General features: G+C 73.7%; 12 protein-coding genes. 7 read left to right on the plus strand and 5 right to left on the minus strand.

Annotated elements, in window-relative coordinates:
* Nucleotides 1–59: 59 nt before the first annotated feature.
* Genes ACH4OW_RS37230 through ACH4OW_RS37250 form a run of 5 tightly spaced genes read left to right on the plus strand, consistent with a single transcriptional unit; the run spans nucleotide 60 to nucleotide 6,207 of the window.
* Nucleotides 60–1,559, plus strand: coding sequence for a class I adenylate-forming enzyme family protein (locus ACH4OW_RS37230; RefSeq protein WP_398033001.1), 1,500 nt, complete (start codon nucleotides 60–62; stop codon nucleotides 1,557–1,559).
* Nucleotides 1,556–2,821: a beta-ketoacyl-[acyl-carrier-protein] synthase family protein gene (locus ACH4OW_RS37235; protein ID WP_398033004.1), complete on the plus strand. Its 1,266-nt coding sequence runs from the start codon at nucleotides 1,556–1,558 to the stop codon at nucleotides 2,819–2,821. The genes ACH4OW_RS37230 and ACH4OW_RS37235 overlap by 4 nt, the downstream gene beginning before the upstream one ends.
* A gap of 53 nt (nucleotides 2,822–2,874) precedes the next feature.
* Nucleotides 2,875–3,360 carry an SET domain-containing protein-lysine N-methyltransferase gene (locus ACH4OW_RS37240; RefSeq protein WP_360130943.1) on the plus strand — a complete coding sequence of 162 codons (486 nt, stop codon included), beginning with the start codon at nucleotides 2,875–2,877 and terminating at the stop codon, nucleotides 3,358–3,360.
* Entirely contained in the window at nucleotides 3,357–5,042 is a 1,686-nt protein-coding gene (locus ACH4OW_RS37245) for a thiamine pyrophosphate-binding protein (RefSeq protein WP_398033006.1), read from the plus strand. The genes ACH4OW_RS37240 and ACH4OW_RS37245 overlap by 4 nt, the downstream gene beginning before the upstream one ends.
* A complete protein-coding gene (locus tag ACH4OW_RS37250; protein ID WP_398033008.1) occupies nucleotides 5,035–6,207 on the plus strand; it encodes a Glu/Leu/Phe/Val dehydrogenase dimerization domain-containing protein in 1,173 nt (390 codons plus the stop codon). Before ACH4OW_RS37245 ends, ACH4OW_RS37250 begins: the two co-directional genes overlap by 8 nt.
* A gap of 93 nt (nucleotides 6,208–6,300) precedes the next feature.
* Here ACH4OW_RS37250 and ACH4OW_RS37255 read toward each other — a convergent pair whose 3' ends face one another.
* Entirely contained in the window at nucleotides 6,301–7,329 is a 1,029-nt protein-coding gene (locus ACH4OW_RS37255) for a 3-oxoacyl-[acyl-carrier-protein] synthase III C-terminal domain-containing protein (protein ID WP_398033011.1), read from the minus strand.
* 62 nt (nucleotides 7,330–7,391) lie between these two features.
* On the minus strand, nucleotides 7,392–8,711 hold the full coding sequence (locus ACH4OW_RS37260; RefSeq protein WP_398033013.1) for an MFS transporter: 1,320 nt from the start codon (nucleotides 8,709–8,711) through the stop codon (nucleotides 7,392–7,394).
* 144 nt (nucleotides 8,712–8,855) lie between these two features.
* On the opposite strand from ACH4OW_RS37260, the gene ACH4OW_RS37265 reads away from it, so the two are divergent.
* The gene (locus tag ACH4OW_RS37265; RefSeq protein ID WP_398033016.1) at nucleotides 8,856–9,608 is read left to right on the plus strand and encodes a 4'-phosphopantetheinyl transferase; all 753 of its coding nucleotides are present in this window, start codon (nucleotides 8,856–8,858) and stop codon (nucleotides 9,606–9,608) included.
* Here the strand turns inward: ACH4OW_RS37265 and ACH4OW_RS37270 are convergent.
* On the minus strand, nucleotides 9,554–10,339 hold the full coding sequence (locus ACH4OW_RS37270) for a thioesterase II family protein (RefSeq protein WP_398033019.1): 786 nt from the start codon (nucleotides 10,337–10,339) through the stop codon (nucleotides 9,554–9,556). The genes ACH4OW_RS37265 and ACH4OW_RS37270 overlap by 55 nt on opposite strands.
* A gap of 203 nt (nucleotides 10,340–10,542) precedes the next feature.
* Here ACH4OW_RS37270 and ACH4OW_RS37275 point away from each other — a divergent pair, with 203 nt between their 5' ends.
* Nucleotides 10,543–11,574 carry a diiron oxygenase gene (locus ACH4OW_RS37275; protein WP_398033022.1) on the plus strand — a complete coding sequence of 344 codons (1,032 nt, stop codon included), beginning with the start codon at nucleotides 10,543–10,545 and terminating at the stop codon, nucleotides 11,572–11,574.
* Between the two features lie 100 nt (nucleotides 11,575–11,674).
* Here ACH4OW_RS37275 and ACH4OW_RS37280 read toward each other — a convergent pair whose 3' ends face one another.
* Complete coding sequence (locus ACH4OW_RS37280) at nucleotides 11,675–12,625, minus strand: HAAS signaling domain-containing protein (protein ID WP_360130967.1); 951 nt, start codon at nucleotides 12,623–12,625, stop codon at nucleotides 11,675–11,677.
* The gene (locus tag ACH4OW_RS37285) at nucleotides 12,622–12,960 is read right to left on the minus strand and encodes a PadR family transcriptional regulator (RefSeq protein ID WP_232817160.1); all 339 of its coding nucleotides are present in this window, start codon (nucleotides 12,958–12,960) and stop codon (nucleotides 12,622–12,624) included. The genes ACH4OW_RS37280 and ACH4OW_RS37285 overlap by 4 nt, the downstream gene beginning before the upstream one ends.
* Nucleotides 12,961–13,013 lie beyond the last annotated feature (53 nt).

Raw genomic sequence — 13,013 nt, forward strand, 5'->3', positions numbered from 1 at the left:
CGAAGGCCGCACGACGGCCGCCCGTGGTCGGTGACGCGTTGAACAGCTCAGGAGAGACGATGAGTGTGCCGGCTGACGTCGCGGACGGCGTCGAGGTGCCGACCGGGGCCGCCATGGCGAGCGCCTCCCTCGCGGTCGCGCAGGAATTGACACGGCTCGGGTTCGGGCCTGGCGACCGGGTGGTGCTCAAGGCGGAGAACTCCGCCGCGTACGTGTACACGCTGCTGGCGCTGGCGCACCTCGACGCGTCCCTGGTCGTCCTGGACCACCGCCAGACCGATGAGGAGACCCGTACGGTCGTCGAGCAGTGCCGGGTCCGCTGGCTGATCGGTGACGCGCCGGACGACCCGCTGTCCGCGGGGCCCGGGGCGCCCCGTTTCCTGGCCCTGGACACGCTCGTCGCGGCCTCGGGACCGCCGGCGGACGCGGCCGGCGCCGCGCTGGACTTCTCCCGGTGGCGGCGGCGCACCGACGCCCTGGTGGCCTGGTCGACGGGTTCGACGGGCAAGGCCAAGGGCATCGTCAAGCCGGGCGGCGGGTTCCTCACCAACCTGGAGCGGACCCTGGCGCACATGGGCTACCGCGACAGCGACACGTTCCTTCCGCTGCTGCCGTTCTCCCACCAGTACGGCCTTTCGCTGATCTTCCTCGCCCAGCTCTCCGGCGCGTCCCTGCTGATCTCCCCGTTCCACCGTGTCGACCTGGCGATCAGGGCGGGCGCGGCGCACGGCGCCACCATCGTCGACGCCACCCCGTCGACGTACCGGAGCCTGCTCAACCTGGCCCGGCGGAACCCGGGGCTGCTCGAAGGGCTGGAGGGCGTGCGGCTCTGGTGCACCGGGGGCGCCCCGCTGGACCAGGGCCTGGCGGAGCGGTTCCGGTCCGTCGTGGGCGCCCCCGTGCTGGACGGCTACGGCAGCACCGAGCTGGGCAACGTCTCCTTCGCCACCCCCGACCGGCCGAAGGGCTGCGGCCAGGTGCTGGAGGGGATCGACGTCCGGTTGGCTCCCGGGCGCGACGACGGCGCGGCGCCCGGCTCCCCCGCTCCGGAGACCGGACACAGCGCGGAGTTCGGGCACATCTGGGTGCGCTCCCCCGACGCCCTGGCCGGCTATCTGGAGCCCGACGGTTCGGTCCGCGAGCAGACCGGCGAGTGGTACGAGACCGGTGACTTCGGCTATCTCTCGGACGAGGGCGACCTGTACGTGATCGGCCGTTCCCAGGCCGTCCACCGGATGGGGCACCTGCTCTACCCGGAGGCGCTCGCCGCGAAGGCGAGCCGGTGCGGCCGGCAGGTCGTGGTCGTGCCGGTCGACGACGACCGGTGGGGAAGCCGGCTGATCTTCGTCGTGGCCGATCCCGAGCGGGGCGGGCCCAAGGCGTGGCGGGAGCTGATCTGCTCGCTGCTCCCCTCGTACGAGCAGCCCAACCACGTCGTGGTCCTGCCCGAACTGCCGCTGAACCGGAACGGGAAGACCGACACCGGGCAGCTGCGGAACCTGCTGCGCGAGGAGCACCCGGCGCTGTGGGGCGGCGCGCAGAACGGAGCCGGGCGGTGAGGGCCGGAGCGGCGCGCACGGCGCGGCGGCGGGTGGTGGTGACCGGCTACGGCGCGGTCACCCCGGTGGGCCCGGACGTGCCCTCCCTGTGGGAGGCGCTGCTGTCCGGCCGGAGCGGGATCGCGGAGGCGACCGGGTTCGACACCACCGGGCTTGAGGTGACGATCGCCGGGGAAGTACAGGACTTCGACCCGACGGCGTACATGCCCAAGCGGACGGTCCGGCGCCTGGACCCCTTCGCGCAGTACGCGCTCGCCGCGGCGGTGCAGGCGGTGGAGGCCGCCCGCCTGGACGTGCCGGCGGCCCGGCGCGACCGGACGGGGGTGCTCGTCGGCTCCGGGTACGGGGCGGAGAAGTCGGCCTTCGAGGCCGCGCGGGCGCTGGTCACCAAGGGTGCCCGGGCCGTCAGCCCGTACTACGCCGTCAGCGGCGGCATCGACTCGGCGGCCGTCGAGGTCGCGCTGCGCTTCGGTGCCGAGGGCCCGTCCGGCTCGATGAGCACCGCCTGCGCCACGGGGGCGACCTGCGTCGGCGAGGCCGCACGCACGATCGCCACGGACTCGGCGGACGTGATGCTGGCCGGCGCCTCGGACGACTGCCTCACGGCCGTGCAGATGGCCGCCACCACCAGGACAGGGGTGCTGTCCCGGCGCAACGACGACCCGGCGGGCGCCGGCCGCCCGTTCGACCTGGGGCGCGACGGGTTCGTGATGAGCGCGGGCGCCGGTGTGCTGGTGCTGGAAGAGGCGGAGCACGCGCTGCGGCGGGGCGCCCCCGTCCTGGCGGAGGTGGCCGGTTACGCCGCGACCGCCGACGCCTACCACCTGACCTCCCCCGACCCGGAGGGCAAGGGGTTGCAGCGGGCGATGCGGCTGGCGCTGGCGGACGCGGAGACGGACGCCGGCGGGGTCGACTACGTCAACGCGCACGCCACCGGGACCGTCGGCGGGGACCGGGCCGAACTCGCGGCCCTCCGCGAGGTGTTCGGCGAGCGGCTGCCCGGCACCCCCACGACCTCGGTGAAGTCCGTCCTCGGTCACATGATGGGCGCGGCGAGCGCCGTCGACCTGATCGCGACCGTCGAGGCGATGCGCACCGGCACCGTACCGCCGACCACGAACTGCACGGACCCCGAGGACGCGGCGCTGAACCTCGGCACGCGGGGCGCCGAGCGCCGCGAGATCCGTACGGCCATGAGCAACTCGTTCGGGTTCGGCGGGCACAACGCCGTCCTGGTCGTGAAGGCGTTCGACGGCGCCTGAGCCGTACCGCGCCCCCTCTACCCATTCAAGAAACGACGAAGGGCACCACAGTCATGAGCAACTCGCACGGCACGCAGCTCACCGTGGAGCGCAACTACCGGACCGTCACAGGGCTGGCCGTAGGGCAGGGGCTGGTGGCCGGCGCGGTCATCGAGGAGGGGGCGGAGATCATGACCCTCGGCGACTGTGTCCCGGCGGAAGCCACCAAGTACACGATCCAGGTCGAGCGGGACAAGCACGTCATCGGCACGGACATCCGCTTCCTCAACCACTCCTGCGACCCGAGCACCTACGTGGACGCCGCCGCCGGAAACGTCGTCGCCACCCGCCGCCTCCTGCCCGGGGACGAGCTGACCTTCTTCTACCCCTCCACCGAATGGGACATGTCCAGCCCGTTCACCTGCGCGTGCGCGGCACCGGGCTGCGTGGGCAAGGTGACCGGCGCGGCGCACCTGTCCGACGACGTCCTCAAGGGCTACCGCATCAACGCCCACGTCCAGGAACTGCTGGCGGAGCGGGACGTCGAGCCGCGCTCATGACGTCCGGGCACGCCCCCCGGCCGGCTCCCCGTGCCGCGGACGGCCGCGGCACGGGGGGCCGGCTGCTGGTCGACACGCTGGCCGGGCTCGGTGTGGACACCGTGTTCGGCATCCCGGGCATCGACAACCTGGAGATCTTCCGGCATCTCGGCCGCAGCGGCATCAGGGTCGTCACGCCGCGCCACGAGCAGGGCGCGGGGTACGCGGCCCACGGGTACGCGCGGGTCACCGGGCGCCCCGGTGTCGTCCTGACCACCGCGGGCCCCGGGCTGCTCAACGCCGCGGCGGCGGCCGGCCAGGCGTACTCCGATTCCGTACCGGTGCTGTTCCTCTCCGCCGGGCCCCCGGTGGGGCAGCCGCCGGGCGACGGGCTGCTGCACGAGGTCAAGGACCAGTCGGGCGCGATGGACGCCATCTGTGCCTGGAGCCTGCGGGCCACCGACGCGGGCCTGCTCAAGGAGTTGCCGGCGCGGGCGTTCCACGAGTTCGCCACCCGCCGCCCGCGGCCCGTGCACATCGAGATTCCCGCCGACGTCCTCGCGGCGGAGGTGTCGTGGGCCGGTCCGCCGGAGACGCACATGAGCGCGGAACGCACTGCGGCACGCTCCGCGCGGACCGCAGAGCCCGGCGGCATCGCGCACGCCGCACGCCTGATCGCGGGCGCCCGGCGGCCCGTCATCGTCGCGGGCGGCGGTGCCCGCGCCGCGTCCGCCGCCGTGACCCGCCTGTCGCAGGAGACCGGCGCCCCGGTCGTCACCACGGCGAACGGGAAGGGAGTGATCGACGAGGGCCACCCCCACGCGCTGGGAGCGGCACTGCACCTGCGGTCGGCGCGGGACTTCCTGCGCGGTGCCGACGTGGTGCTCGCCGTCGGCACCGAACTGGCCGACACCGACACCTGGTCCGGCCCCCTGGACCTGCCGGGCGACGTCGTCCGGGTGGACATCGACCCCGGGCAGCGGGACCGCAACGCGGCGGCGGCCCGCGCGCTCACGGGCGACGCGGACGCCGTCCTCCGGCAGCTCCTGGCGGCCCTCGGCACCATGCCGGACCGTACGCCGGTGAGCGAGGCGTACCGGCGTGAACTCGCCCGCATCCGGGACCGGATCGACGCCGAGCACGTCGGCCAGGGAGCCCGGTGGACCGCGCTGGTCGACGCGCTGCGCGCGGCGATGCCGCCCGAGGCGGTCCTCACCAGCGACAGTTCGATGGTGTCGCACTACGGCGCGCTCAAGGGCTTCCGGGTGCCGCGCCCCGACACGTTCCTGCACCCCACCGGGTTCGCCACGCTCGGCTTCGCGCTGCCGGCGGCCATCGGCGCCCTGGTGGGCCGCCCCGGCCTGCCGGTGGTGGCGCTCACCGGCGACGGCGGCCTCCAGTTCAGCGTCAACGAGCTGGCCACCGCGGTCCTGCTGGGCAGGCCGCTGCCCGTCGTCATCGTGGACAACGGCGGTTACGGTTCGGTGCGCACGGAGCAGTCCCGGCTGGGCGTACCGCCTCTGGGCGCCGACCTGCCGAGCCCCGACTTCACCGCGCTGGCCGCCGCGTACGGCGCGCACGGCGTGGTGGCCGCGAGCCCCGCCTCGGTGTCCGCCGAGGTCGCCGCGGCCCTGGAACGCCGGGGGCCGACCCTGATCACGGTCCCCGACCCCTCGCCGACCCCGGGAGACGGAAATGACTGACCCTTATCTGCAAGTGGTCTGGACGGACACCGAGACGACGGCACGCGGCTACCTGGTGATCGACCGGCTGCTGGGCGGCGCCTCCAGCGGCGGTCTGCGCATGCGCAGCGGCTGCACCCTCGCGGAGGTCGCGGACCTCGCCAGGACGATGAGCCTCAAGGAGGCGCTGAACTACCGTCCCTCGGACCGCTATGTGCCCTACGGCGGCGCGAAGGGCGGCATCGACTTCGATCCGCGCCACCCCGGGGCCCGCGGTGTGCTCACCCGGTATCTCCGCGCGATGAAGCCCTACATCGACACCTGCTGGGCGACCGGCGAGGACCTCGGGGTGCAGCAGCGGACCCTCGACGAGGCCGCGGCCGAGGCCCGTATCGCCTCGACCGTGCAGGCGGCGCTGCCCCATGTGCCGGACGGCCCCGAGGCGGGTCTCGCCCGCTTGCAGGCGGGGTTCGCGGCGGAGGTCGGCGGGATCTCGCTGGCCGATCTGATCGGCGGCTACGGGGTGGCCAGGGCCACGGTCGCCGCGCTGGAGCACCGGGGCGACCGGGTGCGCGGGGCGAGCGCCGCGGTGCAGGGTTTCGGGACGATGGGGGGCGCCATCGCCCGCTATCTCACGGAGGCCGGGCTGCGGGTGGTGGCGGTGGCCGACCAGCGCGGCGTGGTGGCCAACCCCGCGGGGCTGGACGTGGAGCACCTGCTCGCGCACCGCACCGCGGACGGCCTCGTCGACCGCGGGCAACTGCGCCCCGGTGACCGGCCGGTGGAGTCCGACTGGCTGTCCGTGCCGTGCGACGTCCTGGTGACGGCGGCCATCCCGTACGCCATCGACGAGAACAACCACCACCGGGTGACCGCGCGTTACGTGGTCGAGGGCGCCAACATCTCGGTGACGCCCGGCGCAGAGCGCGCGCTGTGCGCCAAGGGCACGGCCGTGATCCCCGACTTCGTCGCGAACTCGGCGGGCAACGCCTGGTGGTGGTGGACGCTGTTCGGGGACATCGAGCCGACCGCCGAGTCGGCGTACGAGCGCGTTTCCTCCGTGATGAAGGATCTCGTCGTGTCGGCGCTCGACGGCGCGGCCGAGGGGGCGGCGACCCCGCGCGAGGCAGCCACGGCCCGCGCCGAGTCGTGCATGGCGCTCTTGCGGGACCGGCCCCGGGGCTGACCCCGGGGCGTGTGAGGGCCCGTCCGGGGCCGGGGCATCGGATGGCCCGGCCCCGGACGGGCCTGTTCGCGTACGGGAGGCGAGCCGCGCCGCTCAGACCTCGATCAGCGTGCAGAACCAGTGCATGCCCGGAGACGCGACGCCCGCGAGCGCCACGAGGTCGCCGCGCGCCAGCTCCCCCGCCTCGACGTGCCGCCACAGGCAGACCAGCTGGTCGGCCGCGCCCATGTGGCCCAGCTCGCGGGCGAGTCCGGCGTTGGTGCGCTCGAAGGGGATGCCCACCGCTTCGGCCACCGCGCGCATGCCCGGCTGGCCCTCGTTGACGTAGACGAGCCGGGCGAGGTCCTCGCGGTCCTTGCCCGCCTTGGCGAGGGCCTGGCCGACCACGTCGGCGAGCCGCCCGTGTATCTCCCCGATGAACCCCTTGAAGCGCTCGGGGTCCCGTCCGAAGTGCTCGTAGACCGCGACCATGGGGTTCGACCGGAGGTGGTCGTTGCCCGGCAGCGGCAGGGGCGCGGCGGCGCCGCCCAGCTCGATGCGGAACAGGTCGGCGAACTCCGGGTTGGTGAAGCGGGCGGAGGCCAGCCGCCTGAACCGCGGGTGGTCCCGGCGCAGTACGGCCGCGACGGCGCCGTCGCTGGCGATGGAGCCGTTGAAGTCCATCCGGTTGCTGTGCGCCTCGCTGACCACGTTGACCAGGACCACCAGCACGGTGTCCGTGTCGGCGGAGAGCGCCATCGCGCCGGCCGCGTGGTCCAGCGCCAGCGACCAGGCGGCGCAGGCCTGGGTGAAGAGCACCGTGGGCGTGCCGTGGGCGCCCAGCGCCCGCGCGAGCGCCGCCGAACCGTCCCAGCCCAGGTACTCGGGGACGTCGGAGTTGCCGACGATGATCAGGTCGATGTCGGTGACGTCGAGGTCCGCGTTCTCCAGGGCCTGCCGGGCCGCTTCGGCCGCGAGGGCGGTCGCGGTGCCGCCGTCGGCGATCCGGTGGTAGCTCTCGTACCCGAGGACGGCGACGTCCTCCGGGTAGGGCACGTAGTCGGCTGCCGTGGCGGCCACGTCCCGGCGCTCGCCGAACGCCATGCCGGTCGAGACGATGCCCATCTCCACTGACGGTCTCACTTGTCGTCCTTCCCTTCTCCTGCGGTGGGTGGTGGGTGGTGCCCCGGGGTGCGCGGCCGGTGCTACGCGACCGGCTCGGGCAGCGGCCGGGCGGCCGGCGGCGGGTCGAGTTCCCGTACCTCGGCGAGCGGTAGGTCCAGGACCGTGAGGCGGCGCCGGGAGGTGTGCAGCGCCACGGCGAGCAGGGCCATGGCCCCGGTCAGGACGAGCACGGCCCCCTCCACCCCGGCCGCGTCGGCGAGGACGCCCGCCGCCAGCGGGCCGATCCACTGCAGGCCCTGGACGAAGAACCGGCTCAGTGCCGCGACCCTGCCCTGGTACTCGTCCGGGACGAGCCGGACCTCGTAGGACTCGATGACGACGTTCATCGGCACCATGGCGACCATGGCCACCATGACGACCAGGCCGGTCTGCCACGGGCCGGGGACCGCCACGGCGGCGGCGAAGGACGCCACGAAGACCCACGCGGACAGCAGGAGCACGCGTCGCGCGCCCAGCCGCCCCATCAGCCACGGCCCGACGACGGCCCCGAGGACACCGCCCGCCACCGCGAGGGAGGTCGCGGTGCCGACGGCGGCGGGCCCGCCGCCGCGGTGCTGCACGAGCACGACGAAGAGCAGGATGAAGCCCTCCGCCACCACGTTGAGCAGCGCTCCCCAGACCATCGTGAACACCAGGTAGTCGCTGCGCTTGATCATGCGCAGCCCGTCCCGCAGCTCCGTGGCCAGACCGGGCCGTGGCGGGTCGTCTGCGCGCCGGTCAGGGCCCAGCGGGCGGCGGATCAATACGGACCCCAGGGTGACGAAGAGGAAGGAGAGCGCGTCGAAGAGGAACGGGATCCAGCGGCCCATCGCGTACAGCAGGCCGCCGAGGGGGGCTCCGACCAGCTGCGCGACCATGTCCCTGCCCATGCTCTGGGCCGTGGCGGCGGCGACCTGCTCCTTGGGCACGATCCGGCGCAGCACCGGCATCGACACGGCGTTGCGCAGCCCGTCCGCGAGCCCGCCGGCCAGTGCCAGGGCGCCGATCACGGCGATGGAGGGGTCGCCCTGGTACACCAGCAGGGCGACGGCGCCCATCGACAGCGCCTGGGCCAGCGGGGCGAGGCACAGGATGGCGCGGCGGTTCACCCGGTCCGCGAGCACTCCGCCGATCGCGAGGGTGGCGAGCCGGCCGATCATGTGCAGGACGGTGATGAGCCCTGCCTGCGCCGCCGATCCCGTGAGGTGGAGGACGAGCAGCGGGAAGGCGAGTGTCGACATGCTGGTGCCGAGCGCGGACAGGCCGTTGCCGGTCCACCAGTACAGGTAGTCGCGGTCACGCCACAACGGCGGGGGTTGCTTCGGGACGTGTGCCGACTCCGCGGGACGTGACTGCGCCATGGGTACCCGTCTCCCCGCCCGTTGGTGTGTGCTCGTCCGGGCGTGCGCCGTGGACCTCCTGTGCATGCTGGTCGATGCGCCGGGGGCCGGGCCAGGCAGTCCACCGGCAACTCCCGGCCGGCGGGCCGGTGGCATGATCTGCGGGTGATCAGTCAGCTCGTCCCCGCGGGGGTGTCCGCCCACGAGGCGTTCGGCGACGCGGGCCCCGAGGCGGCCGTCGCGCTCTTCGCCGCCGAACAGGCTGTCGTCGAGGGGGTGTTCGAGGAGCGCCGCAGGGAGTTCACCACGGTACGGGGCTGCGCCCGCGCGGCGCTGGGCCGGCTCGGGGTGCGGCCCGTACCGCTGGTGCCCGGTGCGCTGGGTGCGCCCGGCTGGCCTGCCGGGGTGGTGGGCAGCATGACCCACTGCCGGGGGTACCGGGCGGCCGCCGTCGCGCGTGCCGCGGACGTCGCGGCCGTGGGCATCGACGCGGAACCGGCGGAGCCGCTGCCGCGTGCGGTCGCGGACCGGATCGTCACCGGCACCGAGCGCGGCTGGCTCGGCGAGGAGTTTCCGCAGGGTGCCGGCGTGCCGCTGGACCGGGTGCTCTTCTGCGCCAAGGAGGCGTCCTACAAGGCGTTCTCGCCCTGGGCCGGGGCCCGGTACGGCTTCGGGGACTACCGCGTGCGGCTGCGGGCCGACGGCACGTTCCGTACGGTACCGCCGGTTGCCGCCCGGCCTGCCGAGAGCCCTTGGGCGGCGGGGTTCACCGGCCGTTGGACCGCACGGGACGGGCTGGTGCTCACCGCGGTGGCACTCGTGGCCAGGCACGGTGCCGCCCCGCAGCACCGGCCGGTCGCCGGTCAGTCCAGGACGGACACGATCGCGTCGAGCGCCTGGGCGCCGGTGAAGGGGTAGTCGTGCCCGCCGGGCAGCAACCGGAGCGTGAAACCGGCCCCGGCGCAGTCGCGCCAGCGCTCCAGTTGGGCGCCGCTGACGAGCGGGTCGCCGGCACCGCCGAAGACGTGCAGCGGGCAGCCGACCCGGACCGGCCCGGCGGCGAGGTAGGACTCGGTGAGGGCGAGGTCGCGGCGGACCGTGCGCAGCGCGTACTGGAGGTACGCCGGGTAGCGGGCCAGCTCGGGCGGGAAGCCGCCGAACCCGTCCAGCCAGGCGAGCAGGCCGGCGTCGTCCAGCCCGGAGACGTGCCGGCGCACCGGGGTGTGCGGCGCCCGCGCGGCGGACACGAGCAGTGCGCTGGGCGGGGTGAGGCCGCGCCGGGCGACGCGGACGGCGATCTCGTAGCCGAGGAGCGCGCCGAAGCTGTGCCCGAACAGGGCGTAGGGCCGGTCGAACTCGTCGCGGATGTTGTCGATCACGACGTCGGCCAGCTCTTCGAGGGTGCCGGGCAGGCTCTCGGCGCTGCCCACGCCCCGGCCGGGCAGTTCCACGGTCGCCAGTTCCACCCCGGCCGGCGGCACGAGGCGCCAGGGCGCGAACGTGCCGGCGCTGCCGCCCGCCTGCGGCAGGCAGATCAGCCGCATTCGCGGGTCGGGCGCGGTGACCCGGCCGACGATCCACGGGCGGGCCCGGTCGCGCGCCGGCGCCCCCTCCGGGGAGGCGGCTGGTGCGGTGGCACGGGTTCCCATCCCGCTTCTCCTTCGGCCGGTGTGCGGCGGCTGCTGCCCGCCGCGCTCCATCGTGCGGCTGCCCGGAGGGCGGGGCCAGGCAAGGGGACCGGCAACCGGTCTGCCGTCAAATTGCCCCGGCAGTTCCTGGAGAGAGGGGTCCGGCGCACCAAAACTGACGGCGAACAGTCCTGTTCCGCGCCGGAGGGGTGGACCGCAATCCAATGACCACAGTGCCCGACGAGACAGTGCCCGCCGAGGCGTCCGACCCGACGCTCTTCACCCTGGACGCTGTCAAGGCCGACCTCATGGAGGTCGACGCGATGTTCCAGGCGTGTCTGAACTGGAACTACGGGGACCGCGACAGCCGCGTGTGGAACCTCTACGAGAAGAACAAGGTCTCGCAGTGGAACGCCACCACCGACATCGACTGGGACCACGACGTCGAGTTCGGCGCCGAGCTGTCGGAGGAGAACGGTGCGCGGCTCGCGTCCTTCGTCGTCGGCGAGGGCAGTCCGGTGCCGCGCGAGCTGCTGACCCAGTTCCGCTGGGAGTACCAGGCGTGGATGTGCAGCCAGTTCCTGCACGGCGAGCAGGGTGCGCTCGTGACCACGGCCCGGCTCGTGGAGACCGTGCCCGACCTGGACGCCAAGACGTACGCCGCCTCGCAGGTCGCCGACGAGGCACGGCACGTCGAGGCGTTCGCCCGGTACGTCGACGAGAAGCTCAAGTCCGTCTACCCGATCAACCCCGGGCTCAAGACGCTGCTGCACGACCTGCTGTCGGAGTCCCGGTGGGACATTGTCTACCTCGGCATGCAGGTGGTCGTCGAGGGCCTGGCGATCACCGCGCTGCGCCTGGCGAGCAGCGGCTTCGGCGACCCGGTGATCCGGCAGATCACCCGGATGGTCGCGCAGGACGAGGCCCGGCACATCGCCTTCGGCGTCACCGCGCTCACCGGCATGTACAGCCAGGTCACGTCCGCGGAGCTGCGGGAGCGCGAGGACTTCCTGCTGGAGGCGATCCAGCTGATGTCGCGCCGGTTCATGCTGCGCGAGGTCTGGGAGCGGATGGACCTCGACGTGGCCAAGGGGCTGCGCTTCGCGCGGACCAACCCGATGATGGCCACCTACCGGCAGATGCTGTTCCAGCAGGTCATCTTCGTGCTCCGGCAGTTGGACATGCTGTCGGACCGGGTCAAGGACCTGCTGCTCGCGGAGAACCTGGTGCGCCCGGAGACCCTGCGGCTCCGCTGAGGGCGGCGGTGCGGGCCGGCCTGCCGGCGGTACGCGGTGCCCGGGTGGACTCCACCCGGGCACCGGCGCGTCGGGCGCCGGTGCCACCGGAAGCCCCCGCTCAGCGCCGGGCCGAGCGGAAGCCCGTCCACACGGCGCTCGCGGCGAGGAGCAGCACGATGACGGCCACCCCGGAGTAGACCTGCTGCGTCAGCGCTTCCGTGGCCGCGGTTTTCAGGAACTCCGGGTTGAAGAACAGCCGGCGGTGGAGGACCCAGGCGAGCGGCAGGGCGAACACGGCCCTGGCCGCGGCGTTCAGGACGGCGAGGCGAACGGTCCACCCCTGTGCGGCGATCCGGGCCGCCGAGACCGCCAGCATGCCGGCGAGGCCGAGGAGAACGGGCCAGATCCAGCCCGACCACAGGGCCGGGTCGAGCACCTCGACGGCCTTGCCGCCGCCGTGGCCGTCGGACCCGTAGGGCTTCGCGACGTGCTGCCACACGGTCAGGGAGATCAGCAGCGCGTACCACGCCGCTCCGAGGGCGACCATGGCGCCGCCCTTCTCCTTCTTCCGGGGCTCGGGCAGGTCGGTGACGCTCCACGTGCCGGCGCGGGCGGGCGCGCCGTCGCGGCCGCGGAACCGGTCGGCCAGGGCGAAGAAGAGGGTGAGCCAGGCGACCATCTGGGCGCCCAGCGTCAGTACGGTGGTGACGCCTTCGCCGACCGCCGCGCCGACGTCGCCGCTGTCGGCCAGTTCCACCACCACGGCCACGACGGTGATCACCGGCAGCACGGTGGACAGCAGCAGCACCAGCAGGCGTATGTACGCCGGGTAGAGGTCCGGCCCGATCAGCGCGAGCGGCCGGCCGGTGTAGCGGGCGGCGTACCGGACGGGGTCGCCCATCTCGGTGAGCACGTCGCGCTCGGCCGACCGCGGGTCCGCCGCCCGGCGGGCCTCGATGGTGTCGGCGATCGTGGCGCGCAGCTCCTCTCCGATGTCGTCGCGCTGGTCGGCCGGGAGCCGCCGGACGACTTCCTCCACGTAGCGCTCGGTGAGAGTGCTGGTGCTCATCCGTTCTCCTTGGTGAGTCGTGCGATCGTGGCCGAGAGGTCCTGCCACTCGCGGACCAGGCCGGCGAGGACCAGGGAGCCGTCGGGGCTCACCCGGTAGAACTTCCGCGGCCGGGATTCGTCGGTGTTCCATTCGCTGGTGAGCAGGCCCTGCTTCTCCAGCCTGCGCAGCAAGGGGTAGAGGGTGTTGCCGTCGACGGAGACCCCGGCGCCGTTGAGCGTCTCCAGGAGCGCATAGCCGTAACTCGGCTCCCGGAGCAGCGCCAGGCAGGCCAGGACCACCGTCCCGCGGCGCAGTTCGTGGGCCTGGGCGAGAGTCAGTTCTTCTACGGACACGTGAGACACCATAGTGTGCGTCGCACACCATTGTCTACGGAACACTAGTGGGC

Origin of the sequence: Streptomyces sp. NPDC017056 (assembly GCF_044332485.1) — a bacterium.
Lineage (GTDB): Bacteria > Actinomycetota > Actinomycetes > Streptomycetales > Streptomycetaceae > Streptomyces.

Coding starts and splice junctions, on each gene's coding strand:
- ACH4OW_RS37230 (WP_398033001.1), top strand. CDS start 60: ATGAGTGTGCCGGCTGACGTCGCGGACGGCGTCGAGGTGCCGACCGGG.
- ACH4OW_RS37240 (WP_360130943.1), top strand. CDS start 2,875: ATGAGCAACTCGCACGGCACGCAGCTCACCGTGGAGCGCAACTACCGG.
- ACH4OW_RS37245 (WP_398033006.1), top strand. CDS start 3,357: ATGACGTCCGGGCACGCCCCCCGGCCGGCTCCCCGTGCCGCGGACGGC.
- ACH4OW_RS37250 (WP_398033008.1), top strand. CDS start 5,035: ATGACTGACCCTTATCTGCAAGTGGTCTGGACGGACACCGAGACGACG.
- ACH4OW_RS37260 (WP_398033013.1), bottom strand. CDS start 8,711: ATGGCGCAGTCACGTCCCGCGGAGTCGGCACACGTCCCGAAGCAACCC.
- ACH4OW_RS37270 (WP_398033019.1), bottom strand. CDS start 10,339: ATGGGAACCCGTGCCACCGCACCAGCCGCCTCCCCGGAGGGGGCGCCG.
- ACH4OW_RS37275 (WP_398033022.1), top strand. CDS start 10,543: ATGACCACAGTGCCCGACGAGACAGTGCCCGCCGAGGCGTCCGACCCG.
- ACH4OW_RS37280 (WP_360130967.1), bottom strand. CDS start 12,625: ATGAGCACCAGCACTCTCACCGAGCGCTACGTGGAGGAAGTCGTCCGG.